Raw genomic sequence first — 24,714 nt, 5'->3', positions numbered from 1 at the left:
CAGACAACAGCCCTTCAGCATCCATGCTGAAGGGCTTTTTTATTAATAGCCCGCCAGCGTCATCAGCATCATCCATACTGGCGTCGTCACCGCCGCAAATACCGTAGAAAAGAGCATACTCGCCGCCGCCGGGCCAGGAATGACATTGAACTTCTGCGACATCAGATAGACGTTAACTCCGACCGCCATCGAGCCCAGCAATACCACCACTTTACTCTCTAGCGGCGGCAAGCCGGTCAGCCAGGCAATCGCCCATACCGTCATCGGCTGCAGTATCAGCTTCAGCAGGCAGATGGTATAGCTCTCTTTAAGTCCGTCCCGCACCCGATAGTGCGCCAGGCTCATGCCCAGCGTGACCAGCGACAGCGGCGCGGCCAGTGAAGCCAGCATCTTTAACGGTTCCGCGGCGAGCATTGGCAAAGGACGCTGCAGAAAACTCCAGGCCGTTCCGCTGAGAATGCCGATGATCAGCGGATTCTTCAGCACGCCAGTCAGAGTGTGCCACACGCCTTGCAGCGAGAAGCTGCCCTGTTTTGCCCATTCGACCGAAACGGTGAGTAAGGTCCAGAGGATCAGGCTGTTAAACACCAGCACCAGCGCCACCGGGGGCAGGGCTTCTGGCCCGAGCAGCACCGTAGCTACCGGGATCCCCAGCATCACGTTATTGGAAAAGATGCCGCCCAGGGCAAAGACCGAAGCCGCCACGCCATCCAGATTAAACAGCCTTGTTGCCAGCACTCTTCCCACGATAAATACCAGCAGGCAACTGCCGAAGAAGGCCAGGAGCAGGCGCGCATCCACCGGCGGACTTTGCGAGAAGGTGCTCATCACCCGAAACAGCATGCAGGGCAGCGCGACGTTAAACACAAAACGGTTCATCCCTTCACTGATGCTGGCGGGCCATTTTCCGAGGCGCGTCAGGCAGTATCCCAGCAAAATCAGGATAAACAGCGGAGCTGACAGATAAATTTGATGGCTAAGGCTTTCAAACAGCAGTGGCATAGGGAGAGTCTGGTCAGACGATGATTAGTTACCAGACTAACAAATTGCTAACTAACTGTTAACTATAACGGTGTCCGGATTGAGCGCAGCAGGGACGCTAGCCTAACCAGCGGCGTGCCTGCTGGTCACTGATATCGCGATAATAGACGCGATGAATGATTTCGCCGCAGCCCGCACAGTGCGCGGAAATATAGGTGGAAAGATAAGATCTGCCATTTGGCGCGATAGCACCCCGACGTTCAATAATAATATCCTGCCATCGATGGCGGTGAGGAATAAGCGCTGATAATCGCATCATACATCCTGAATAGTATGAATTTCTGCTCCAGAAGTTTATTAACTCACTGAAATAAAGTGTTTTTTACGATGATGCTGCGGGCAGGTTAATTATTATAGGGTCACCAGAATCCCTGCGGGAAATATTACCCGTCAGGGTAATAAACAGGGCTACCTAGAAAGAGGTATCCCGATAACCCGCAGCATTAAGCCTTTTTCTGTACTGCTGAGAGTTGATCGGGATCATGTGAATTGTTCCAGTTCCGATTATTTTCCAGGCTTGCTTTAACGGTACGCCTTGCCTATGCTGCAAGCCGTAACACGACTCGGGGTGCCCTTCTTTGTGAAGGCTGAGAAATACCCGTATTACCTGATCTGGATAATGCCAGCGTAGGGAAGTCTGATGCCTGACCGCATTCGCCTTCTTGTTCGCCGGTTGGGAGCAACGATGACACATCAATCTCAACACCTTTCTGCCGCGCACTTCGCGCCCGTTCTGCACACTTTCCGCCGTCAGTCACCGCTGGTGCACTGCATGACCAATGACGTGGTCCAGAATTTCACTGCCAACGTCCTGCTGGCACTCAATGCCTCACCAGCAATGGTGATCGATGCTGACGAAGCGGCACAGTTCAGCCGCTTTGCCGATGCGTTGCTGATTAACGTCGGCACCTTAACCCGTGAGCGTCAGCAGGCGATGCAGGCTGCCGTCACCGCCGCCAGTGAGGCGGGAACCCCCTGGACACTCGATCCGGTCGCCGTCGGCGCGCTGACGCTGCGCAGTGACTTCTGTCAGCAGCTGCTCAGCCAGCAACCGGCGGTGATCCGCGGTAATGCGTCAGAGATTCTGGCGCTGGCGCAGCAGGCCAGTGGCGGGCGCGGTGTTGATACGCTGCATCAGGCGGATGCAGCACTCGATGCGGCACTGCAACTCGCTGAGACCTGGCATTCGCTGGTCATTGTCACCGGCGAAGTGGACTATGCCACCGACGGTCAGCGAATCCTCGCCATCAGCGGTGGACGTCCGTTAATGACGCGCGTGGTCGGAACCGGCTGCGCGCTCTCTGCCGTAGTGGCGGGATTCAGTGCTCTGCCGGGCGATCGGCTGATGAATGTGGCGGCAGCCTGTCAGGTCATGGCCCTGGCGGGGGAAAAGGCGGCGGCGCAGGCAGCCGGGCCGGGCAGCTTTGCCACAGCATTTATTGATGCACTCTGGACGCTGGAGGTGGAGCATGAAGCGCATTAATGCTCTGACGATTGCCGGTACCGATCCCAGCGGTGGCGCAGGCATTCAGGCCGATCTGAAAACTTTCTCTGCCCTGGGCGCCTACGGCACCAGTGTGATTACCGCACTGGTGGCGCAGAACACGCAGGGCGTGCAGTCGGTTTATCGCATTGAACCGAGCTTTGTTGCCGCTCAGCTCGATTCAGTGCTGGATGACGTGCGCATCGACAGCGCAAAAATCGGCATGCTGTCTGAAACGGCCATCGTGGAGCAGGTTGCGGCCCGGCTGAGGCGTGCTGAGATCCCGTTCGTGGTGCTGGATACAGTGATGGTCGCGAAAAGTGGCGATGCGCTGCTCTCGCCAGACGCCGTGGCCAGCGTACGCGAGCAGTTATTACCACAGGTGTCGCTGATCACGCCAAATCTGCCGGAAGCGGCGGCATTGCTGGATTGCGCTATTGCCACCGATGAGGCGGAGATGCGCGAGCAGGGACGGGCCTTGCTGGCACTCGGCTGTCAGGCGGTGCTGATGAAGGGTGGTCATCTGGCGGCGGCGGAGAGTCCGGACTGGCTGATTACTCACTCAGCAGAACAGCGATTCAGCACGCCACGCGTGCATACCCGTCATACCCATGGCACCGGCTGCACGCTGTCGGCCGCCTTAGCTGCGTTACGTCCGCGCCATGCTGACTGGGCAGAGACGATTGATGAAGCCAAAAACTGGTTGCAGCAGGCGCTGTTAAAGGCGGATTCGCTGGAGGTCGGAAAGGGGATTGGACCGGTGCACCATTTTCACCAATGGTGGTAAAGGCGAAGGCCCGCATCGACCTGGTATTCAGGCGGTGCGGGCAGTTTCAGGGGGCTTCAAACCAGGCGCTGTTGCGCTCGGCAATCGGGGTGATTGAGAAGATCATCTCCTGCAGGTGACGGCGCATCGCCGCTTCGGCGGCATCGGCATCATGGCGCTTCAGCGCGGCAAAAATCTCTTCATGCTGCTCAATCAGCCTCTCCGGTGGTGAGACTTCACTCAGCGTCAGAAACCGCACCCGGTCCATGGCCGCTTTTATGTTTTCCACCGTTTCCCAGGCGAGCTTGCAGTCAATGCTTTCAGCGATCAGGCGATGAAACTCATCATCCAGAGTGAGGAAAGCCTGGCTGTCATGCCGCCCGGCGGCCATGCGCTGCAACTGCAGATTGTGTTCCAGCGCCATCAGGGCGGGATCGTCAATCTCCACCGCTGCCCGCCGCACTACCGACACTTCCACCGCCTCACGGATAAAACGGCCATCCGCGACACGTTTAGCGGAGATTTTGCGCACGAAGGTGCCGCGCTGCGGCAATACCTGTACCAGTCCGGCTTCAGCCAGCTTAATGAACGCTTCACGCACCGGCTGGCGCGAAACGTTGAAGCGTGCGGAGACCTCTTTTTCAGAGAGCAGCGAACCTGGCTGAATTGCGCAGGTGACAATATCTTTGCGCAGATAACGGTAAATCTGCTGATTTACCGGTTCGCTGGTAGTAATGGTATAGGCGATCGACATGCAGCAATATCCATATTACGGCTGGCACAGGCCAGCACGATGGGAAAGTGTCAGTCTAATCAGGGTACTGCGCCTGCGCCAGTGCTTTGTGACCGCAGCATTAGCTGCGGTTCAGGTACTGATGCACTGTAGCTCGTGCGCCCTGGGTGGTGAGTTGCTGATACCAGGCCGTCAGCCGGGCGACCACGTCGCCATTCTGCGCCAGATCCTCGCCGAAGACTTCGCGGATGGCGAGTAATGCCCGTACGCGAGCCTCACCCTCTTCGCTGGCGGCAACGCACTCTGCAAGCTGCGCTTTCATCGGATCACGGATCTCAATCGGCTGGCCATGTTCATCAACGCCACCGACATAGCGCATCCAGCCCGCTATGCCCAGCAGCAGCAAATCGCAGTCACTGCCGCGCTGCAGGTGCCAGCGCAGGCTGTCGAGCATACGCTGTGGCAGTTTCTGTGTGCCGTCAGTGGCAATCTGTCCGGTGCGATGTTTAATCGCTCGGTTTTCATAACGGGCGATCAGCGAGTCGGCATAGGCATTGAGATCCACGCCCTGGGTGCGCAGTGTGGGTGCCTGCTCATCGATCATCAGGGAACGTGCGGCGGCACGGAAATGGGGATCGGCCATGCAGTCGCTGATGTACTCATAACCTGCCAGGAAGCCGAGGTAAGCCAGGAAAGAGTGGCTGCCATTCAACATGCGCAGTTTCATCTCTTCATAGGGCAGGACATCACTGACCAGTTCTGCGCCCGCCTTTTCCCACGCCGGACGACCATTGACGAAGTTATCTTCAATCACCCACTGGAAGAAGGGTTCCGCTTCAACCGCAACAGGGTCGCTGGAACCCAGGCGCGCGCTCAGGGCCGCAAACGCCGCATCGGTCATCGCCGGAACGATGCGATCCACCATGGTTGAGGGGAAGGTCATGTGCTGCTGAATGTACTCTGCCAGTTCCGGATCCTGCTGCCGGGCCAGTTGCACAATCACATTACGGGTGACGTGACCATTTTCCGGCATGTTGTCACAGGACATCACGCTGAAGGCAGGTAACCCCTGGTCACGGCGGCGGCGGATCGCGGCCAGAATCAGACCCGGTAGCGAGCGCGGCGCATCCGGATGCTGCAGATCATGGACGATATCGGGATGATCGGGATTTAAATTGCCACTGGCGGGCTGATGGCAATAGCCTTTTTCAGTGACTGTCATGGAGACAATCGCCACTTCAGGCTGACTCATGGCGTTAATCACCGCCTCAATACCGTCACTTTTACCGTGCAGCGCCTGTGTGATGACACCAATCACCCGGGTATGCAGGGAATCATCGGCCACCTCTGTCAGGGTATAGAGCAGATGCTGCTCACGCAGGGCGTGAATCAGCGCGCCGCTGTTGAGGTTCACTTCGCAGTATCCCCAGTCGCTGCCCTGTTCAGCCAGCTTATCGCTGCAGAGTGCCTGATGGGCGCGATGAAACGCACCAAAACCGATATGCACCATGCGGGTTTTTAACTGGCTGCGGTCGTAAGCGGGGCGCCGGACCTCAGCGGGCAGGCGATCAATCTGTAACATAGTCCGTCCTTATGGCAAACGGGGCGCAAAGCGCCCCAAAATCATCATTCTGTTAGCGGAACAACACTCAGACCGAAACCGGTTTATCCTCAGGTTTTGGACTGCGAATCACAAACAGCACCAGGAAAGCCCCCAGCGCGGCGACACAACCCGCCAGGATAAAGGCGCTATCGAACTTACCGGTGTGCTGAACAATAAAGCCGGTGACGATCGGCCCGATGATGCCGGAGAGGCTCCCCACCAGATGGATAAAACCGCTGATGCTGCCAATACGGCTCTTGTGCACCACATCCTGAATAATCGCCCAGTAGATCGCGCCGGTGATGTAGAGAAAGAAAATGGACACCGACATCATCATCACGGCGGGAACCACCTCTTTTATCGTACCCGCCAGTGCCACACAAATTGCGGCTGCCAGCAGTGAGACCACCAGCACAATTTTGCGGGACAACAACAGTTTGCCGGTGATATTAAAGATTCTGTCAGAGATCCAGCCACCCAGCGCCAGGCCAACGAAACCGACGATCCACGGGATCATGGTGGTGATGCTCATCGATTTGATATCCAGGCCGTGCGCCTGCACCAGATAGGCCGGGAACCAGCTCAGGAAGAAGAACAGGATGTAGTTGTAGCAGAAGAAGGCAAACGCCGTGACCAGGATAATTGGCTGGCGCAGGTAGTAACCAAACGGATGCGGCGTTTCAGACAGGTCGACCTCGTCATTCGGGCTGGTGGCTTTCAGGCGATCGATCAGCAGACGCTCTTTTTCGGTGACCAGTTTGCTTTTCGCCGGATTATCAGCGGCAAAGAAGAGCCAGAACGCCATCCATACCAGACCGATACAGCAGACGATCACAAAGGCCGGACGCCAGCCGTAGGCCAGGGCCAGATAGCCGATGATCGGACCGGCTACCGCGCCGCCCAGCGGTGATCCGGCACTTAGTAAGCCCATCGCCGTGGCGGCCTGCTTCTTCGGGAACCAGCCATTAATCGCCTTGTTAGCCGAAGAGCAGATCGGGCCTTCAGCCATGCCGAACAGCACTCGCAGGATCAGCAGCGACCAGAAGCCGGTAGCCAGCGCGGTCATACCGCAGAAAATGGACCAGGCACCCACGGCCACGGCCAGCACGATTTTGGGGCCATAGCGGTCAGTGGCGAGGCCACCGACAAAGTTAAACAGGGCGTAGCCGAAGAAGAAGCTGCCGAAGATCATGCCGAACTGCTCAGCATTAATCGCCAGATCTTTTTCAACCAGCGGCACGGTCAGAGACAGGGCAACACGATCGAGGTAATTGATCATGTAAACCAGGAACAGCAGCAAAACGAGGGTCCAGCGCAGATTCTTGAACATACAAACTCCGTGATCTGTTTTATCTTTTTAATTATGCCGGCGGGTACACACCGGCAGAGGACACCTGGTGTTCAGCGGGCATTAACCCATCTGAAGGATCACTTTGCAGCAGGTGCGCGGATCTTTTTCGAACAGGGTCATCGCGCGTTCAATCTCCTGCAGCGGGAAGTAGTGGGTTACCAGCTTCTCTGGCTGGATTAACCCCTTTTCCATCCATTCAATTACCTGCGGGAAGCGGTTGCTGTTAAGACGTGAGGTAAACAGCGACAGCTCTTTGCTGGTCAGGCTTTGCTGGGTAATGCTGCACGGTTCGCCGGAGAAGCCCAGCAGACCGATGCGCGCGGCCGGTGAGGCGAGGGCGGCGGCTTCTGCCAAAATGGAGGGATGGCAGGCCGCGTCGATAATCAGCGTGGGCTGCACGCCCTCAAGCTGAGCCGCTAACGGGATTTCGCTATTATCAAACAGCTGATCGGCACCGCTCTGCTCAGCCAGCGCCAGACGTTCCGGCAGGCGATCTACCACCATCACCTTTTTCACCTGATAGACGCCCTTCAGCACCTGAATGGCGGTGAGCCCCATCGGGCCGGCGCCATAAATCAGCGCCACATCATCCGGCTGCGGCTTGAGAAACGCCGTGATGTTGGCTGCGATAGTGAAAGGCTCGATCAGGCTGGCGAGCTTATCGGGAATCGCGTCCGGCAGGTGCCAGGCATTTTTAGCCGGGGCCAGCGCATACTCGCTGAAGCCGCCGTCGCGGTGCACACCAATCACCTGCAGGGTGGTACAGACATTGGGACGGCCTACCGAGCAGGGATAGCAGTGACCGCAGCTTACCACCGGATCGACCGCGACGCGCTGGCCCAGTCGTGCCGCGTCGACACCGTCACCCACCGCATCGATCACGCCAAAAAATTCATGACCAATCACTCGCGGATATTTCGCGAACGGGTTATGACCGTGCCAGATATGCACGTCAGAGCCACAGATGCTGGCATAGGCCACTTTAACCCGGACTTCGCCCGCCGCGGGTTGTGGCAGTGGACGTTCAGCTAACACCAGTTCACCCGGCTGTTCAATCACTACGCTTTTCATGGGGTTCTCCTTACCAGTTCCACAGGGTGCCATCTTCAAGACGGGCGACCGGCAGATAGGCTGGTTCATAGGGATATTTCGCCGCCAGTTTCTCGTTGAATTCAATGCCGAGGCCCGGCTTGTCGCCTGGATGCATGTAGCCCTGGTCAAAGGTGCAGTTAGCATCAAACAGCTCCATCATCTGTTCCGAGAAGCCCATGTACTCCTGCACGCCGAAGTTCGGTACCCAGAGGTCAAAGTGCAGCGCAGCCGCCATGCAGACAGGGGAGAGATCCGATGGGCCGTGCGAGCCGGTACGCACCTGATAGAGTGACGCAAAATCAGCAATACGACGCATCCCGGTAATGCCGCCCGCGTGGGTAATGGTGGTGCGGATATAGTCGATCAGCTGCTCTTCAATCAGCTGCTTACAATCCCAGATGCTGTTGAACACTTCGCCTACCGCAATCGGCGTGACGGTGTGCTGGCGAATCAGACGGAAGCATTCCTGATTCTCAGCAGGCGTCGGATCTTCCATCCAGAACAGACGATAATCTTCCACGCTCTTGCCGAAACGTGCCGCTTCAATCGGCGTCAGGCGATGGTGCATGTCATGCAGCAGATGCTCATCGAAACCAAACTTGTCGCGGATCGCCTCAAACAACTTTGGCGTGAAATCAAGGTATTTCTCGGTTGACCAGAGCTGCTCTTCCGGCCAGTTACCTTTGGTCGCAGGTTCATAGGCCAGGCCTTTACCTTTTGCCATGCCGTAGGTGGTTTTCATGCCCGGCACGCCGCACTGCGCACGGATCGCTTTGAACCCCAGCTCTTTGTGCTTCGCATAGTCATCCATCACTTCATCGATGGAGTGGCCGGTGGTGTGGCAATAAACCATCACGCCGGTGCGTGAAGCGCCGCCCAGCAGCTGGTAGAGCGGCATGTTGGCGGCTTTACCTTTGATATCCCACAGCGCCATATCGACAGCCGAGATCGCAGACATGGTAACCGGGCCACGACGCCAGTAAGCGCCTTTATAGAAGTATTGCCAGATGTCTTCGATCTGATGCGCATCGCGGCCAATCAGCTGCGGGCAGACGTGATCTTTCAGGTAGGAGGCGACCGGCAGTTCTCGGCCATTCAGCGTGGCATCACCCACGCCGGTCAGCCCCTGATCGGTGGTGATCTTCACGGTGACAAAGTTTCTGCCTGCGCAGGTTACAAATACTTCCGCCTTAACAATTTTCATCCTGTTTGCCTTTCAGTCAGCGTTCAATGATGAAAAAGTACGCGGTTTAATACTACCATACAAGTTAGTCTGGCAGAGTTGTGAAGCCAGTCACAGAGAGTTTTCTGGGGCGAAAGGGGGTAATGAACTGGCGTATTATTTGGCGACAAAAAGGGCGACGTGGTAGTAAAACGACGGGCGGCCAGCGTGAAAAAGGGGCTTTCGCCCTCTTAAGATTATTGGCAGCGTCTGCCCCAGCTGGCTGTAAGACCCAGCCGACGGAGGGAACACAGTCAGATCGGACAGTCGCAAAAGCCGCCATCCCTGGCATGCTCGGCCCGCGTCGTCCCTGACGCGGGACGCTTTCCTCCTCTGCCCGTGTTCCCTACGCTTTAAGCTAATGCGTTGCTGCTAAATTCGTTCAGCTGTGAGTTTGTCAGAAATCTGAGGGGCTTTCGCCCTCTGACCCATACTCAGGATAGGAGTTCACACTGCGGCGGCAGGCGACAGCTCAGCGCGCCCGCCATCACCTCAATCACGAATTCACGCCCGGAGAGCGGTTCACCATCCAGGTTAAAGGTCATCTCGTGTGGAGAGCGAATCGTCAGCGACTCCAGCTGCGTGGTGACGATACCGGGATTGTCATCGTCGCCGGTCAGCGAGTGCAGCAGCGTCGGCAGCAGCTCCTGCGCGGTGACAATACTGACGTCAAGCCGGCCATCGTTGATCAGCGCACCAGGGCATAAGCGCTGACCGCCGCCCGCCTGACGCCCGTTACCGATACCGATAACCAGTGCATCACCCTGCCAGGCGAAATCGGGACCGCTGATCTCGCAGGTATCAGGTTTCAGCGTATCCATGCGCATCAGGCCGTGAATAAAGTAGGAGACACCGCCCAGCGCCGATTTCAGCTTTTCCGGTGTTTCTGTGGTGATGCGGGTGCCAAATCCGCCCGTCGCCATATTGATGAAGTAGTGGCTCTGGTTCACTCTGGCCAGATCGATGGCATGCGCTTTGCCCTGAATCGCCAGTCGCAATGCCGGTTCCATCTCTTCCGGAATACCGACGCTGGTGGCAAAGTCGTTGGCAGTGCCCAGCGGCAGGATGCCCAGCACCGGGCGATGATCGGCATCTGATGCCGCCAGCGCAGTGGCAACCTCATTAATGGTGCCATCGCCGCCACCGGCTACGACGGTCTCCGCCTGCAGCGCAATCGCCTCTCTGACGTACCTGTCGCCATCGCCTTTTTCAAACGTGACACGCACCGCAATGTCGAAGCCTTCTTCACGCAGGGTGGTAATGGCTTCGCGCAGATCATCATTACCCGCGCCTTTCCCATTCAGGATGAGCAGCGTAAGCTGTTTATTGTCCATTTTGCGTTCCTTGAAGATCTACAGAGTAAGAAGGGAATGTATAGCACAGCTGCCAGCAGTAAATTATTGGCGAAAGAGAGAGAAAAGAAAACCCGCACGGGGGAGCCGGGCGGGTAAATGAGGTGGTTCCTGGTAAATCTGCCGTTTGTTGTTACTCGTTAGCAGCAGGCGGGACTATAAAGCAGCGCTGCGCAGGGGTCTGTGATCCTGTTCTGATTTCCTCAAATTGTTTCCGTTAGTAAACGATTATGAGGATCACGGGTATCTTCGCCGTGATCAAAATTGCGCAACAGCAGCGCAAAACGCAGATCGACCTCTTCCGGCACACGCAGCCAGACGCGATGGCCATCGCCGGGTGCAACCTCAGTGGGTTCGCCACGCGCATTCTGCAGGGCATCCAGCTGGCCATTCAGGTTGCCTTCGGGCGTCATGATCTCCACGCTATCGTGCAGCATAAACTTGTTCTTCACAGCCACTTCCGCCCATTCGCCCCGACGCTCGCCGGTAAATTCACCGACAAACTGCTGGCGATCCGAGACCGAAAAACCCTGCTGATAATTCTGGTAGCTGTCGTGAGTATGACGGCGCAGGAAGCCTTCGGTATAACCACGATGCGCCAGGCCTTCCAGCGTTAACAGCAGTGAGGGATCAAACGGCTTACCGGCCGCGGCATCGTCAATCGCCCGGCGATAAACCTGCGCGGTGCGGGCGCAGTAGTAATAGGACTTGGTGCGTCCTTCAATTTTCAGCGAATGCACGCCCATCTCGCTGAGCCGCTCCACGTGTGCCACTGCGCGCAGATCCCGCGAGTTCATGATGTAGGTGCCGTGTTCATCTTCGAACGCGCTCATCACCTCACCCGGCTTCATCTTCTCTTCCAGCAGAAATACCTTGTCGGTGGGCTGACCGATACCCAGCGTGGGCGTCACATCCTGTACCGGGATGGGCTCATGAATACCGACGATATTCCCCACTTCATCCTGCTGGCCTTCCGCCACTTTATACTCCCAGCGGCAGGCGTTGGTGCAGGTGCCCTGATTCGGATCGCGTTTGTTCATATAGCCCGACAGCAGACAGCGACCGGAATAGGCCATACAGAGTGCACCATGAACAAACACTTCCAGCTCCATCTCCGGCACCTGCTGGCGGATCTCAGCGATCTCCTCCAGTGACAGCTCGCGTGACAGAATCACCCGGCTCAGCCCCATCTGCTGCCAGAATTTTACCGTGGCCCAGTTGACCGCATTGGCCTGCACCGACAGGTGAATCGGCATTGACGGGAACGCGTCGCGCACCAGCATGATCAGGCCGGGATCGGACATGATCAGCGCGTCAGGCCGCATCGCTACCACCGGCGTTAAGTCACGAATAAAGGTTTTCAGCTTGGCGTTGTGCGGTGCAATGTTCACCACCACGTAGAATTTTTTGCCCAGCGCGTGCGCTTCGTTGATGCCCAGTGCGAGGTTTTCGTGGGTAAATTCGTTGTTGCGTACCCGCAGGCTGTAGCGTGGCTGGCCGGCATAGACAGCATCGGCGCCATAAGCAAAGGCATAACGCATGTTTTTCAGCGTGCCGGCGGGGGAAAGCAGTTCGGGTTTCATGATGTTCTCACTGATGTCAGGTCAGTATGCCGCCTTAAGCGACAGCAGCAGGGCCGTTAAGCCCTGCAAAAGGTGCGGAATTGTAGGCAGTGAGAAAAGGGAAGTAAATTGATCGGGATCAAACTAGATCAAATGACAGGCGTCGGCTTCCCAGCGATAGCCCATGCCGTAGACCGCACGGATAAAGGGTTGCTCGCTGTCAAGATTCTCCAGCTTGCGCCGCAGATTCTTGATATGGCTGTCGATGGTGCGATCCGTGACCACGCGATAGTCATCATAGAGATGGTTGAGCAGCTGTTCGCGTGAAAAAACCTTGCCCGGCTCCAGCGACAGGGTTTTCAGCAGCCGGAACTCCGCCGGAGTAAGATCCAGCGGCTTTTCGCGCCAGCTGGCGAAGAAGCGGCTCTCATCAACCCGCAGTAACGAGGCGCTTTGCGGCTCTTCCGCTGAACGTTTTACCCGGCGCAGAATCGTTTTAACCCGCGCCACCACTTCACGCGGGCTGAAGGGTTTGCAGATGTAGTCATCCGCGCCCAGCTCCAGCCCTAGCAACCGATCAATCTCTTCGGTGCGGGCGGTGACCATAATAATCGGCAGTTCGGAATGACGACGGATTTCGCGGCACAGCGTTAAGCCGTCGGTGCCCGGCAGCATCAAATCCAGCAGCATCAGGTCGGGTGGCGTCTGGCGCACATACTCGAGTACAGCATTGCCGTCGGCGATGTGATGGGTACGGTAGTTCGAGGCATGCAGATAATCGATCATCAGCTGCGCCAGTTTCGGCTCATCTTCGACCACCAGAATCAGCGGGTCGTGGTTTTCCTGGCTCATAAGCGTCTACACAGGGGGAACATAGCGCAAGTGTAGCGCGATTTTCAGTCCACCTAAATCAGAGTGCGCCGCATGAATATCGCCGCCGTGCGCATCTGCGATATTTTTACAGATGGCCAGGCCCAGGCCCGAACCGCCGCTGGCGCGATTGCGCGAGCCTTCGGTGCGGAAAAAGCGCTCAAAAATCTGCACCTGATGTTCTCTGTCTACGCCCGGTGCGCTGTCATCAAACTCAATGTGCCAGTGGGGGGCTTCATACTTCAGCGTCACTTCAACCCGTCCACCGCTGTCGGTGTAGCGCAGGCTGTTCTCAAGGAGGTTGGTGAACAGCTGCATCAGGCGGTCGGGATCGCCGAAGAAAGGCGCGTTGTCGGGCAGATTCAGCTTCAGCGTCAGGCCGTGCGCGCGATAACGTTCGGCAAAGCTGCCGGCGGTCACTTCCAGCAGCTGCACCAGATCGGTCGCCTGCTTGCGGTAGGCGAGGGCACCCACGTCCGACAGCGACAGCTGGTGCAGGTCTTCGACCAGCTTGGTCAGCACCACGACTTCACTCTGGAGTGAGGCGATCGCATCCGGCGTCAGTTTGCGTACGCCATCCTGCATCGCTTCGAGTTCACCGCGCAGGATCGCCAGCGGCGTGCGCAGCTCATGGGAGATATCAGCCATAAAGGCGCGGCGCATGCTTTCGTTTTTCTCCAGCGAGCTGGCCAGCAGGTTAAAGTCACCGGCCAGCTGGCCCAGCTCATCCCGGCTGCTGACCTCAACGCGGGTGGCAAAATTGCCGGCCGCCAGATGATGCGTGCCATCGACCAGCCGCTTGACCGGCGCCAGCAGGCCCCGCGCCATCAGCCAGGTCGCCAGCGCCGCCAGCAGCGTTGACAGCCCCACGATAATCCAGCTGGTGCGCCGCTGCTGTTGATCAAAGTTAATATCGGTACTGCGCGTCAGCCGCTCCGGTGGCGAGCCGATCACCCAGCCAACCACCTTACCGGTACTGGTCGTGATATTGCGTCTTGTGCCTTCCGGGGGCACCGGCCCCGGCGGTCCGACCATCACTTTATATTGCTGATCGAGGACCCAGAACTGGGTGCGCCAGCCGTGTGGCGGCAGCTGACTGCTGCTGTCAGGATTCTGCTCCAGCGAACGCAGCATGGTGAAGATCAGCCGATCGTTGTGGCGCAGAAAATCCCAGTTCCCATGCTGCTCATACTGATCGGCCAGCGCATCGCTGAGCAGATTCAGGCGCTGCTGATTGCCGCGCTTGATGTAGTCGACAAAGCCGTGTTCGAAACTGAGGCGAACACCCCAGTGCATGGTGATCAGCACCAGCATGCAGGTGGCGAAAATCGCCATAAACAGTTTGGCCCCGATGCCCAGGCGCAGGTTAACTCTCATTTTTTTCTCCGGCGTCGCAGATCAACGTTGGTACTCACCTGTGGCGGGACGCGCCAGAACACCAGCGCGGGCAGGATGATAATCAGCGACATGCAAAGGTAGGTATAAATAAACATCTGGTGCTCCGCTGCGCTGTTTGCTGCGCTCTCCTGGGCAAACGCGCCCAGCAGCAGCCCGGCCACGGTGACGCCAATACTCATCGACAGCTGCATAATCATCGACAGCAGACTGTTGCCGCTGGAGGCCAGCTCATCCGGCAACTCCTTCAGCGTCAGGGTATTCATCGAAGAGAAGCGAATGGCGTTGACCATGCCCTGCAGAAACAGCACCAGCGGCAGCAGCCAGACCCAGCCCATGAGCGCCACCAGCGGGAACAGCAGGACCACCAGCGCCAGCGCTATGGTCGACATCACCAACACATTACGGTAGCCATAGAGATTGACGATGCGCACCACAATGCGCTTCATTCCCATATTGCCCAGCACCATCGGAATCATCATCAGACCGGCGTGAAACGGGCTGTAGCCCATGCCGAGCTGCAGAAAGATTGGCGTCATAAAGGGCAGCATGCCGCTGCCGATGCGGCCGGTAAAACTGCCGAGCAGGCCAATAGAATAAACGCGATTATCAAACAGCTTCAGGCTGAACAGCGCGTTATCATTGCCGCGCGCATGCATCAGGTAAAACAGCAGAGAAAACATGCCAGTGAGGATCATGGCACCCAGCAGCAATGGCGAACCGCCGCTGCTGCGCTGACCATCCAGCGCCAGTGTCAGGGTAGCCATCCCGGCGGCCAGCAGGATAAAACCACCGAAATCAAAGCGGCGTGTCTGCATGCGGTAGTTGGGCATCAGCATCAGGGTGGCGATAGCGCCAGCAATGCCGACCGGGATATTAATCAGAAAGATCCAGTGCCAGCTGGCGTACTCCACCAGCACACCGCCCAGCGCCGGACCCAGCAACGGACCAATCTGGCCGGGCAGGGTCACAAAGGTCATGGCCGACATGTACTGTTCGCGCGGCACGATCTTCATTACCGTCAGACGGCCCACCGGCACCATCATGGCTCCGCCAATCCCCTGAACCACGCGCGACAGCACCAGCTGATCCAGTGTGCCGGAGATGGCGCACAGCAGCGAACCCAGGCTGAACAGCACAATCGCGCAGAAGAAGATGTTGCGCACGCCAAAGCGATCCGCCAGCCAGCCGCTGACCGGCAGCATCACGGCCACCGTCAGCACGTAATAGACGATCACCGAGTGCATGTGCAGCGGGCTGACGCCCAGGTCGTGTGCCATCGACGGGATCGCGGTATTGACGATGGTGGTATCCAGCGTCTGCATAAAGAAACCGATGGCAACAATCCACAGTTGCCAGCGGACGTTAGTGCTTTGCGTAGTCATCAATCCCCCCGATCAAGGCGTCACATCCGCCGTCCGTCGCAGCCAGACCCATTACGGCTGCTGTGCGGCGGCCAGCGGGCGTTTTCTGCGCCGCAGCTTATCCATCATTAAATAGACAACCGGCGTGGTGTAGAGCGTCAGCAACTGACTCATCACCAGGCCGCCCGCGATGGTAATCCCCAGCGGCTGGCGCAGTTCAGCACCGTCGCCGCTGCTCAGCACCAGCGGCAGCGCGCCAAACAGCGCTGCCAGCGTGGTCATCATAATGGGCCGGAAGCGCAACAGGCAGGCCTGGAATATCGCCTCCCGCGCGCTGAGCTGGCCATTGCGTTCGGCCTCCAGCGCAAAGTCGACCATCATGATGGCGTTCTTTTTCACGATACCGATCAGCAGCAGAATCCCGATTAGCGCGATCAGGCTGAAGGGCGTATCAAACAGTTCCAGCGCCAGCAGCGCCCCCACACCCGCCGAGGGCAGGGTTGAGAGAATGGTCAGCGGATGCACATAGCTCTCATAGAGGATACCCAGCACGATATAGACCGCCGCTATCGCCGCCAGCATCAGCCAGAGCTGGCTGCTCTGCGACTGCTGAAATACCTGCGCGGTTCCGGCAAAGCTGCCACGCACGCTGGATGGCACGCCGATCGCCGTCATGGTGCGTTCAATCGCCTCCGACGCCTGTGACAGCGACACACCCTCTGGCAGGTTGAATGAGATGGTCGATGCTGCCGACAGCCCTTCATGATTGACCGACAGCGGCGCATTTGCTGGCTGCCAGTGGGCGAACCACGACAGCGGTATCGCTTTGCCTTCGCTGTTAATTACGAACATCTGCGACAGGGCGCTGATATCCTGGGTGTAGCGTGGATCGACCTCCATCACCACTTTGTACTGGTTAAGCGGCTGATAGATGGTAGAGATCTGACGCTGACCAAAGGCGTTATTCAGCAGGGCATTAGCCTGAGAGACGTCGATACCGAGCCGCGCCATGCTTTCGCGGTCATAGGTCAGCGCCATCTCGCTGCCTTTATCCTGCTGATCGGAGTTCACGTCCGCCAGCTGCGGCAGGGCAGAGAACGCCTCGCGGATTTTCGGTTCCCACGTCCGCAGCGCGGCGAGATCGTCTGACAGCAGTGAATACTGATAACCGGCATTCGACTCCCGGCCACCGACCCGCAGATCCTGCACCGCATTCAGGTAGAGGCTGGCACCCGGCTCTTTTGCCAGCTTTGTGCGCAACCGCGCGATGATCTCCACGGCACTCTCTTTGCGCTCTGACAGCGGTTTCAGGGAGATAAACATTGAGCCGCTGTTGGTACGCATGCCACCGGTAAAGCCCACTACGCTGTCAACTGCGGGATCGGCGCCGACAATCTCCATAAAATCCTGCAGCTTACTGCGCATTGCCTGAAACGAAATGCTCTGGTCAGCAGAGATAAAGCCGGAGAGCCGCCCGGTATCCTGTTCCGGCATAAAAGTTTTCGGAATATGAACAAACAGCCAGCCGGTCAGGAAGATGGTGGCGAAAAACAGCAGCATGACCCAGCGAGCATGGTTCAGCACCACGTTAAGCGAACGACCATACCCCTGCTGGATCGCCATCAGCAGCCGACCCGCGCCGCGCCGGCGGGGCTGGCTGCGTGGCCCATGCGGCTTCAGCAGATACGCGCACATCATCGGTGTCAGGGTGATGGAGATAAACAGCGAGATAACAATCGACACCGACAGCGTAATGGCAAACTCAGAGAAGAAACGGCCAATCAGCCCGCCGATCATCAGCAGCGGCAGGAACACGGCAACCAGCGACAGGCTCATCGACAGCACGGTAAAGCCGACTTCCCGTACCCCTTTCAGCGCGGCGGCCAGCGGTTTCATGCCTGCTTCGACGTGGCGGGCAATGTTCTCCAGCACCACGATCGCATCATCCACCACAAAGCCGGTGGCGATGGTCAGCGCCATCAGCGAGAGGTTATTCAGGCTGAAGCCGCACAGGTACATCGCGGCAAAGGTGCCGATCAGCGAAACCGGCACGGCGACGGCGGGGATCAGCGTGGCACGACCGGAGCGCAGGAACACAAACACCACCAGAATCACCAGCGCCACGGCGATTAACAGAGACTGCTCCACTTCATGCAGCGAGGCGCGAATGGTAGGCGAGCGATCCTGAGCAATCTGCAGATCGATGGCGGCGGGGATCACCTCATGCAGCAGTGGCATTTCGGCGCGGATGCGGTCCACCGTATCAATGACGTTGGCTTCAGGCGTTTTGCGGATCAGCAGCAGCACCGCCGGTTTACCGCGCGACATCCCGGCGTTACGCACGTCCTGCACTGAATCCTCGACGGTCGCCACATCTGACAGCTTCACCGCTGCGCCATTATTGTAGTGCACCACCAGCGGCTGATACTCACGGGCAGTCTGCAGCGCATCATTGGTACGCAACTGCCAGCGCTGCTGCGCGTCGTCCAGTGCGCCTTGCGGCCGACGCTGGTTGGCGTTCGAGATCGCGGTGCGCACCGCATCCAGCGACACGCCCTGATTAAACAGCGCCTGCGGATTGAGCGCCACACGCACCGCAGGCAACGAACTGCCGCCCACGGTGACGTCGCCCACGCCCTCGATCTGTGACAGTTTTTGTGCCAGTTGGGTCGAGGCGTAATCATAGAGCTGACCGGGATTGTAGGTATCCGAGGTCAGCGTCATGATCATAATCGGCGCATCGGAAGGGTTCACTTTGCGATAAGTGGGACGCGACGGCATGCCGGTGGGCAGCAGGCTTTGCGCCGCGTTGATCGCGGCCTGCACATCGCGCGCCGCGCCGTTAATGTCGCGATCAAAATCGAACACCAGAATGATGCGGGTGCTGCCCAGCGAACTGGTTGAGGTCATTTCACTGACGCCCGCGATGCGTCCCAGCGAGCGCTCCAGCGGCGTGGCCACCGACGACGCCATAATCTCCGGCGACGCGCCCGGTAGTGACGCCGAGATAACGATCACCGGGAAATCGACCTGCGGCAGCGGCGCCACTGGCAGCAGCCGGAAACCCAGCATGCCCGCCAGGGCGATGGCCAGCGTCAGCAGGGTCGTCGCGACGGGCCGGTTGATGAACAGGGCAAAGAACTTCACTCTGCGGCCTCCGTGCGGCCAAAGCGGCGACGGGTGGCGTGCGCCAGCCGATCAAACAGCAGGTAGATCACCGGTGTGGTGAACAGCGTCAGCACCTGACTCAGAATCAGTCCGCCGACCATGGCAATGCCCAGCGGATGACGCAGTTCGGCCCCGACGCCGGTGCTGAGCATCAGTGGCAACGCGCCGAGCAGGGCCGCCAGCGTGGTCATCAGAATCGGGCGGAAGCGCAGCAGGCAGGCCTGATAGATCGCATCATAAGGCTTCATACCCTGTTCACGCTCCGCCGCCAACGCAAAGTCGATCATCATGATAGCGTTCTTTTTCACGATGCCGATGAGCAGGATGATGCCGATAATCGCCACGATATCCAGCTCATTGCCGCTGAGCATGAGCGCCAGCAGCGCGCCGACGCCCGCGGTGGGCAGCGTCGAGAGAATGGTGATCGGGTGAATAAAGCTCTCATAGAGCACGCCCAGCACGATGTACATCGCCACAATGGCCGCCACAATCAGCCAGACCGTGCTGCTGAGCGCCGCCTCAAACGCCAGCGTGCTGCCCTGGAACTGGGTCATCAGCTCGGCAGGCATGCCAAGCTGCGCTTCCGCCTGGGAAACGGCTTTTACCGCATCTTCCAGCGAATAGCCGTCAGCCACGTTGAACGAGAAGGTCGCCGACGGGAACTGGTCGAGATGGTTAATGCTCAGTGGCGTGTGGCGCTGCTCGATGCGGGCAATGGCGCTCAGCGGCACGCTGCCGCTGCCGCTGCTGTTCAGGCGAATCGCATCCAGACTCGCCAGCCCCGGCGTGGCGTTATTATCCTGCTCCAGCACCACACGATACTGATTCGCCTGGGTATAGATGGTGGAGATCAGCCGCTGACCAAAGGCGTTATACAGCGCGTTATCGACGTCCGCCATGCTGATGCCGAGGCGGCTGGCACTGTCGCGGTCCACGTTGACATAAGCTTCCAGTCCCTGATCCTGCCAGTCACTGCTGACATCGCGCAGCTGTGGCAGGGTGCTGAGCCGGGTCAGCAGGGCCGGAACCCAGGTGCTGAGCGACGACAGTGAACCCGATTGCAGTGTGAACTGATACGGTGTGCGGCTCGCCTGGGTATCAATGGTGAGATCCTGCACCGCCTGCAGCCACAGCTGCACGCCTGGCACCGCACTGACCTGCTGTTGCAGGCGCTGCTGTATAGCAGGAATCCGGTCGTCGCGCTGATCCAGCGGCTTGAGGTTGATCTGCAGCCGCGCGCTGTTCAGCGAAGCATTGGTGCCATCCACGCCGACAAACGAGGTCATGCTCTCAACCGCCGGATCTTTCATAATGATGGAGGCAACATCGCGGGTGCGCTGCGCCATACTGGCGTAGGAGACCGACTGCGGTGCCTGCAGCGTACCCTGAATAATGCTGTTGTCCTGCTGCGGGAAAAAGCCTTTCGGGATCACCATCCACAGCAGCAGCGTCAGGACCAGCGTGCCCAGCGCCACCGACAGCGTCAGCCAGGGGTGATTCAGCACCCGGCTCAGGCCTCGACCGTAGGTGGCGACGATACGATCAAACATCGCTTCACTGGCCCGCGAAAAGCGGTTCTGTTTGCGCAGCGACTCTGCGCTCAGCATCCTGGCGCACATCATCGGCGTCAGGGTCAGTGACACCACCGCTGAAATCAGAATCGCTACCGCCAGCGTGACGGCAAATTCCCGGAACAGGCGGCCAATCACGTCGCCCATAAACAGCAGCGGGATCAGCACCGCAATCAGCGAGAAGGTCAGGGAGATGATGGTGAAGCCAATTTCTCCGGCCCCTTTCAGCGCGGCGGTCAGCGGCTTTTCCCCTTTCTCGATATAGCGTGAGATGTTCTCAATCACCACGATGGCATCATCGACCACGAAGCCGGTGGCGATGGTCAGCGCCATCAGCGTCAGGTTATTGATGGAAAAGCCGAGGAAGTACATCGCCGCAAAGGTGCCAATCAGCGAAAGCGGGACCGCCACCGCCGGGATCAGCGTGGCGGGCACGTTGCGCAGAAACAGATAGATGATCATCACGACCAGCGCCATCGCCAGCATCAGCTCAAACTGCGTGTCGTTCACTGAAGCGCGAATATTGGTGGTGCGGTCGGTGAGCAGTTTAACGTCAACCGACTTTGGCAGGGCGGCAGTCAGGGCGGGCAACATGGCACGGATATTATCCGCCGTGGCGATGATATTGGCGCCAGGCTGACGCTGAACGTTGAGCACAATCGCCGCATCGCGGTTGGCCCAGGCACCGAGCCAGCTGTTTTCAGCTCCCTGTTCGATAGTCGCCACATCACCCAGACGTACCGGCGCACCATTTTTATAGCTGATGATCAACTGGCGATAATCTTCCGCCGATTTCATCTGGTCATTGGCTGACAGGGTGACGGAGCGGGTCGGGCCATCCAGGCTGCCTTTGGCAGAATTGACGTTGGCATTGCTGATGGCAGTCCGCACCGTTTCGCTGGTCAGACCCAGCGCCGCCAGCGCCTGCGCATTCATCTTCACCCGCACCGCCGGACGCTGGCCACCCGAAAGCGTCACCAGCCCGACGCCGCTGACCTGAGAGATTTTCTGTGCGACACGCGTTTCCACCATGTCCTGCACCTGCGTCAGCGGCATGCTGCGCGTGGTAACGGCCAGCGTCATGATCGGTGGATCGGCAGGATTCACTTTGCTGTAGACCGGCGGATTAGGCAGGTCGTTGGGCAGCAGGTTGGTCGCTGAGTTGATGGCCGCCTGCACCTCCTGCTCGGCCACATCCAGCGGCAGCGTCAGCTGGAACTGCAGCGTCACGACCGAGGCACCGCCGGAGCTTTGCGACGCCATCTGTTTCAGCCCAGACATCTGACCAAACTGGCGCTCAAGCGGGGCGGTGATAGAGGAGGTGACCACATCCGGGCTGGCACCCGGATAGAGCGTAACGACCTGGATGGTCGGATAGTCGACTTCGGGCAGCGCCGAGACCGGCAGGAAGCGATAGCCCAGTATCCCGGCCAGCAGAATCGCAATCATCAACAGCGTGGTGGCGACCGGGCGCAGAATAAACTGGCGTGACGGCCCGCCACTGTGATCGGGAGGCATGACCTGCATTACTCACGCTCTCCTTTTGACGGCAGGGTCGCGCGGGTAGCGCGCGGAGCATTGCTCTGCGGCGCGACCACCTCAACTTTCGCGCCTTCGGTCAGGCGATCCAGCCCGTCTGTCACCACGCGTTCACCCGCCTCCAGACCGGCGCTGATCACGACTTTTTCACTATCCTGCAGGCCGGCCATCACACTTTTCTTGCTGACCTTGTTGTCACTGTTCACCACCCAGACAAAGTGGCCCTCATTGCCCATCTGTAATGCGGCAGGCGGAATGACCACTGCATCCTGCAGGGTGTTGACCTTCAGTCGCACATTGACGAACTGGTTAGGGAACAGCGTGTCGTCCTGATTATCAAAACGCGCTTTGATTTTGATGGTGCCGGTAGTGACATCAATCTGGTTGTCGAGGCTCAGCAGTTTGCCGCTGGCGATCAGATTCTGATTACTGCGATCCCAGGCCTCCACCAGCAACGGCTGGCCGCTTTTCTGCGCCTGCAGAATCGAACTGATGCTGTTTTCTGCCAGGGTAAAAACCACATCAATCGGGTGTGTCTGGGTGATCACCACGATACCGGTGGTGTCGCCGCTGGTGACATAGTTGCCAACATCCACCTGTTTCAGCCCGACCCGGCCAGTAATCGGCGCGGTGATCCGGCTGTAGGTCAGATTAAGCTGTGCACTGGCAACGCCGCCCTCATCTGCTTTCAGGGTGCCGAGCGTTTCACTCACCAGTGAGCGCTGAGTGTCCAGCTCCTGTTGCGACACCAGCGAGGTTTTTGCCAGCTTCTCGAAGCGTGCCAGGTCGCGACGGGCATTCGCCAGCGTCGCCTGATCTTTCGCCAGCTGGCCCTGAGCCTGGGTTAACGCCACCTGATAAGGCCGCGGGTCGACTTCTGCCAGCAGATCGCCTGCGTTAACCTGCTGGCCTTCGGTGAAGTGGATCGCCAGCAGGTCGCCATTGACCCGACTGCGCACCGTGGCCGTGTTAGCAGCGGTCACCGTTCCCAGTCCGCTGAGGAATTGCGGCACGCTCTGGCGGGTGGCGGTTGCCGCCTGAACCGGTGCGAGGGGACGACGCGCGCCATCACCCCCTCTTTTGCCGCCACGTGGCGCTGGCGAATCCGTCTGGCTGCTGCTCTGCGGCTGGGCATTGCGCTGCCAGGCATAGTAGCCGCCAGCGGCCACGGCGATCAGGGCCAGCACGATCAGGGTTTTCTTCATAACAGGATGTCGGGTGCTCATGATTGTTGATGCTCTCCAGCAGTGACGTAGTCCCAGGCGCAGACATGAAAGGGGTAGCCTGCAAACGAAAGATTGTAGTCGCCTCTGACGGGCAGAAGTTGAAGGAAATAAGGATATCTGTCAGGGCGGGGTAATTATGCCTGTTCCTGCATTAATCGCAGCACAATCGTCATAAAGGCGTGAAATGACTTTGCTATGCTAAAAAACAGACCGTTTGTCAGGCAAATCAGGAGCAGATAATGAGTCAGAATCAAACCCGGCAGTTGGGTGACAGTGGTATTACGGTGCCGTTACTGACGTTTGGCGGCAACGTGTTTGGCTGGACAGTGGATCAAACCACCTCCTTTTCTCTGCTAGATGCGCTGGTGGATCGAGGGCTGTGGTTTATTGATACTGCCGACGTCTATTCCCGCTGGGCACCGGGTAACAAGGGCGGTGAATCGGAAACGATTATTGGTGAGTGGCTGAAAAAAAGCGGCAAGCGCGATCGGATCGTGCTGGCAACTAAAGTCGGTATGGAACTGTCGCCGGAAAAAACCGGGCTGAAGCCGCAATATATCCGTCAGGCGGTCGAAGATTCACTGCGCCGGTTACAGACCGACTACATCGACCTCTATCAGGCGCACCGTGACGATCAGGATACGCCGCTGGCGGACACGCTGAGCACCTTTGACAGTCTGATTCGCGAGGGGAAAGTCCGGGCTATTGGCGCCTCGAACTACAGCGCGGCGCGGCTTGAGGAGGCATTGCAGATCAGTGAAACGGAGGGGCTGGCGCGTTATGAAACCCTGCAACCGGAATACAACCTTTATGACCGACAGCCCTATGAGTCGGAACTGGAGCCGGTGGTCAGGGCGCACGGTTTAGGCGTAATCAACTACTACTCCCTCGCCAGCGGTTTTCTCAGTGGCAAATATCGTGATGCAGTGGATGCCAGTAAAAGCGCACGGGGTCAGGGCGTGGTAGACAAATACCTCAACCCGCGCGGTTTGCGAATCCTTGACGCGCTGGATGCGATCAGCGATGCGCATCAGGTGACACCGACGCAGGTGGCGCTGGCCTGGCAGATTGCCCGGCCCGGTATCACCGCACCGATTGTCAGTGCTACCTCACTTAAACAGCTCGACGATCTGACTGGCGCAACGCAGCTCACGCTGACCCCGGAACAGATTGATCAACTGGACCAGGCCAGCCGCTAATCACAGGGGCGTTAGCGCCCCTTTTTACTTTATGCCTGTTAAAAAGTGCGCACCCTGCCCGAAGAATAACCAATCAGCGATCCCGATCACAAATGCGTTAATAAACTGATGTTTCAGGAAATTATGCGCACGTATTTACAATAAATGAAGATAAGCCAGCATTATCCTCTGCCTGTC

18 protein-coding genes and 1 riboswitch are annotated in these 24,714 nt (G+C 58.3%); of the genes, 3 read left to right on the top strand and 15 right to left on the bottom strand.

Annotated elements, in window-relative coordinates:
• Positions 1-42: 42 nt before the first annotated feature.
• Both AC6I8E_RS12400 and AC6I8E_RS12395 read right to left on the bottom strand, forming a co-directional pair.
• Positions 43-1,002, bottom strand: a complete 960-nt coding sequence (locus tag AC6I8E_RS12400; protein WP_201252339.1) for an AEC family transporter — start codon at positions 1,000-1,002, stop codon at positions 43-45.
• Between the two features lie 97 nt (positions 1,003-1,099).
• Positions 1,100-1,297: a hypothetical protein gene (locus tag AC6I8E_RS12395; protein WP_013358493.1), complete on the bottom strand. Its 198-nt coding sequence runs from the start codon at positions 1,295-1,297 to the stop codon at positions 1,100-1,102.
• A 298-nt stretch (positions 1,298-1,595) separates the two neighbouring features.
• Positions 1,596-1,692: riboswitch (TPP riboswitch) on the top strand.
• Between the two features lie 34 nt (positions 1,693-1,726).
• On the opposite strand from AC6I8E_RS12395, the gene thiM reads away from it, so the two are divergent.
• Together thiM and thiD are read left to right on the top strand one after the other, a co-directional pair.
• The gene (gene thiM / locus AC6I8E_RS12390) at positions 1,727-2,524 is read left to right on the top strand and encodes a hydroxyethylthiazole kinase (RefSeq protein ID WP_497824050.1); all 798 of its coding nucleotides are present in this window, start codon (positions 1,727-1,729) and stop codon (positions 2,522-2,524) included.
• Complete coding sequence (thiD, locus tag AC6I8E_RS12385; protein ID WP_497824049.1) at positions 2,511-3,311, top strand: bifunctional hydroxymethylpyrimidine kinase/phosphomethylpyrimidine kinase; 801 nt, start codon at positions 2,511-2,513, stop codon at positions 3,309-3,311. The genes thiM and thiD overlap by 14 nt, the downstream gene beginning before the upstream one ends.
• 46 nt (positions 3,312-3,357) lie before the next feature.
• On the opposite strand, the gene AC6I8E_RS12380 is transcribed toward thiD, so the two are convergent.
• From AC6I8E_RS12380 to AC6I8E_RS12320, 13 genes are all read right to left on the bottom strand, one after another.
• Positions 3,358-4,044, bottom strand: a complete 687-nt coding sequence (locus AC6I8E_RS12380; protein ID WP_013358490.1) for a GntR family transcriptional regulator — start codon at positions 4,042-4,044, stop codon at positions 3,358-3,360.
• A gap of 100 nt (positions 4,045-4,144) precedes the next feature.
• Positions 4,145-5,605, bottom strand: coding sequence for a mannitol dehydrogenase family protein (locus tag AC6I8E_RS12375; RefSeq protein WP_497824048.1), 1,461 nt, complete (start codon positions 5,603-5,605; stop codon positions 4,145-4,147).
• Between the two features lie 67 nt (positions 5,606-5,672).
• Positions 5,673-6,956, bottom strand: a complete 1,284-nt coding sequence (locus AC6I8E_RS12370; protein WP_033733262.1) for an MFS transporter — start codon at positions 6,954-6,956, stop codon at positions 5,673-5,675.
• 81 nt (positions 6,957-7,037) lie between these two features.
• Positions 7,038-8,048, bottom strand: coding sequence for a Zn-dependent oxidoreductase (locus AC6I8E_RS12365; RefSeq protein WP_013358487.1), 1,011 nt, complete (start codon positions 8,046-8,048; stop codon positions 7,038-7,040).
• A gap of 10 nt (positions 8,049-8,058) precedes the next feature.
• Positions 8,059-9,273 (bottom strand): D-mannonate dehydratase ManD, encoded by a 1,215-nt coding sequence (gene manD / locus AC6I8E_RS12360; RefSeq protein ID WP_497824047.1) that lies wholly within the window; start codon positions 9,271-9,273, stop codon positions 8,059-8,061.
• A gap of 452 nt (positions 9,274-9,725) precedes the next feature.
• The gene (gene yegS, locus AC6I8E_RS12355; protein ID WP_497824046.1) at positions 9,726-10,625 is read right to left on the bottom strand and encodes a lipid kinase YegS; all 900 of its coding nucleotides are present in this window, start codon (positions 10,623-10,625) and stop codon (positions 9,726-9,728) included.
• A 221-nt stretch (positions 10,626-10,846) separates the two neighbouring features.
• Positions 10,847-12,229: a prephenate-dependent tRNA uridine(34) hydroxylase TrhP gene (gene trhP / locus AC6I8E_RS12350; RefSeq protein ID WP_497824705.1), complete on the bottom strand. Its 1,383-nt coding sequence runs from the start codon at positions 12,227-12,229 to the stop codon at positions 10,847-10,849.
• 120 nt (positions 12,230-12,349) lie between these two features.
• On the bottom strand, positions 12,350-13,057 hold the full coding sequence (baeR, locus tag AC6I8E_RS12345) for an envelope stress response regulator BaeR (RefSeq protein ID WP_013358483.1): 708 nt from the start codon (positions 13,055-13,057) through the stop codon (positions 12,350-12,352).
• A gap of 6 nt (positions 13,058-13,063) precedes the next feature.
• Complete coding sequence (gene baeS / locus AC6I8E_RS12340; RefSeq protein ID WP_370426598.1) at positions 13,064-14,452, bottom strand: envelope stress sensor histidine kinase BaeS; 1,389 nt, start codon at positions 14,450-14,452, stop codon at positions 13,064-13,066.
• On the bottom strand, positions 14,449-15,855 hold the full coding sequence (locus AC6I8E_RS12335) for an MFS transporter (protein ID WP_195857850.1): 1,407 nt from the start codon (positions 15,853-15,855) through the stop codon (positions 14,449-14,451). The genes baeS and AC6I8E_RS12335 overlap by 4 nt, the downstream gene beginning before the upstream one ends.
• A 51-nt stretch (positions 15,856-15,906) precedes the next feature.
• Entirely contained in the window at positions 15,907-18,981 is a 3,075-nt protein-coding gene (gene mdtC, locus AC6I8E_RS12330) for a multidrug efflux RND transporter permease subunit MdtC (RefSeq protein WP_013358480.1), read from the bottom strand.
• Positions 18,978-22,100 carry an MdtB/MuxB family multidrug efflux RND transporter permease subunit gene (locus AC6I8E_RS12325; protein ID WP_147789774.1) on the bottom strand — a complete coding sequence of 1,041 codons (3,123 nt, stop codon included), beginning with the start codon at positions 22,098-22,100 and terminating at the stop codon, positions 18,978-18,980. The genes mdtC and AC6I8E_RS12325 overlap by 4 nt, the downstream gene beginning before the upstream one ends.
• Entirely contained in the window at positions 22,100-23,338 is a 1,239-nt protein-coding gene (locus tag AC6I8E_RS12320) for an MdtA/MuxA family multidrug efflux RND transporter periplasmic adaptor subunit (protein WP_497824045.1), read from the bottom strand. The genes AC6I8E_RS12325 and AC6I8E_RS12320 overlap by 1 nt, the downstream gene beginning before the upstream one ends.
• 239 nt (positions 23,339-23,577) lie before the next feature.
• Here AC6I8E_RS12320 and AC6I8E_RS12315 point away from each other — a divergent pair, with 239 nt between their 5' ends.
• Positions 23,578-24,537 carry an aldo/keto reductase gene (locus tag AC6I8E_RS12315; protein ID WP_013358476.1) on the top strand — a complete coding sequence of 320 codons (960 nt, stop codon included), beginning with the start codon at positions 23,578-23,580 and terminating at the stop codon, positions 24,535-24,537.
• Positions 24,538-24,714 lie beyond the last annotated feature (177 nt).

The organism is Pantoea sp. X-Soil-YNGN-785, from assembly GCF_059730585.1.
Note: the sequence above shows the minus strand (reverse complement) of the source record. Positions and strands in the feature narration are given on the sequence as shown.

Excerpts from the sequence above, each read along its gene's own strand:
- AC6I8E_RS12400 (WP_201252339.1), bottom strand. The coding sequence starts at position 1,002 with ATGCCACTGCTGTTTGAAAGCCTTAGCCATCAAATTTATCTGTCAGCT.
- AC6I8E_RS12395 (WP_013358493.1), bottom strand. The coding sequence starts at position 1,297 with ATGCGATTATCAGCGCTTATTCCTCACCGCCATCGATGGCAGGATATT.
- thiM (WP_497824050.1), top strand. The coding sequence starts at position 1,727 with ATGACACATCAATCTCAACACCTTTCTGCCGCGCACTTCGCGCCCGTT.
- thiD (WP_497824049.1), top strand. The coding sequence starts at position 2,511 with ATGAAGCGCATTAATGCTCTGACGATTGCCGGTACCGATCCCAGCGGT.
- AC6I8E_RS12380 (WP_013358490.1), bottom strand. The coding sequence starts at position 4,044 with ATGTCGATCGCCTATACCATTACTACCAGCGAACCGGTAAATCAGCAG.
- AC6I8E_RS12375 (WP_497824048.1), bottom strand. The coding sequence starts at position 5,605 with ATGTTACAGATTGATCGCCTGCCCGCTGAGGTCCGGCGCCCCGCTTAC.
- AC6I8E_RS12370 (WP_033733262.1), bottom strand. The coding sequence starts at position 6,956 with ATGTTCAAGAATCTGCGCTGGACCCTCGTTTTGCTGCTGTTCCTGGTT.
- AC6I8E_RS12365 (WP_013358487.1), bottom strand. The coding sequence starts at position 8,048 with ATGAAAAGCGTAGTGATTGAACAGCCGGGTGAACTGGTGTTAGCTGAA.
- manD (WP_497824047.1), bottom strand. The coding sequence starts at position 9,273 with ATGAAAATTGTTAAGGCGGAAGTATTTGTAACCTGCGCAGGCAGAAAC.
- yegS (WP_497824046.1), bottom strand. The coding sequence starts at position 10,625 with ATGGACAATAAACAGCTTACGCTGCTCATCCTGAATGGGAAAGGCGCG.
- baeR (WP_013358483.1), bottom strand. The coding sequence starts at position 13,057 with ATGAGCCAGGAAAACCACGACCCGCTGATTCTGGTGGTCGAAGATGAG.
- baeS (WP_370426598.1), bottom strand. The coding sequence starts at position 14,452 with ATGAGAGTTAACCTGCGCCTGGGCATCGGGGCCAAACTGTTTATGGCG.
- AC6I8E_RS12335 (WP_195857850.1), bottom strand. The coding sequence starts at position 15,855 with ATGACTACGCAAAGCACTAACGTCCGCTGGCAACTGTGGATTGTTGCC.
- AC6I8E_RS12325 (WP_147789774.1), bottom strand. The coding sequence starts at position 22,100 with ATGCAGGTCATGCCTCCCGATCACAGTGGCGGGCCGTCACGCCAGTTT.
- AC6I8E_RS12320 (WP_497824045.1), bottom strand. The coding sequence starts at position 23,338 with ATGAGCACCCGACATCCTGTTATGAAGAAAACCCTGATCGTGCTGGCC.
- AC6I8E_RS12315 (WP_013358476.1), top strand. The coding sequence starts at position 23,578 with ATGAGTCAGAATCAAACCCGGCAGTTGGGTGACAGTGGTATTACGGTG.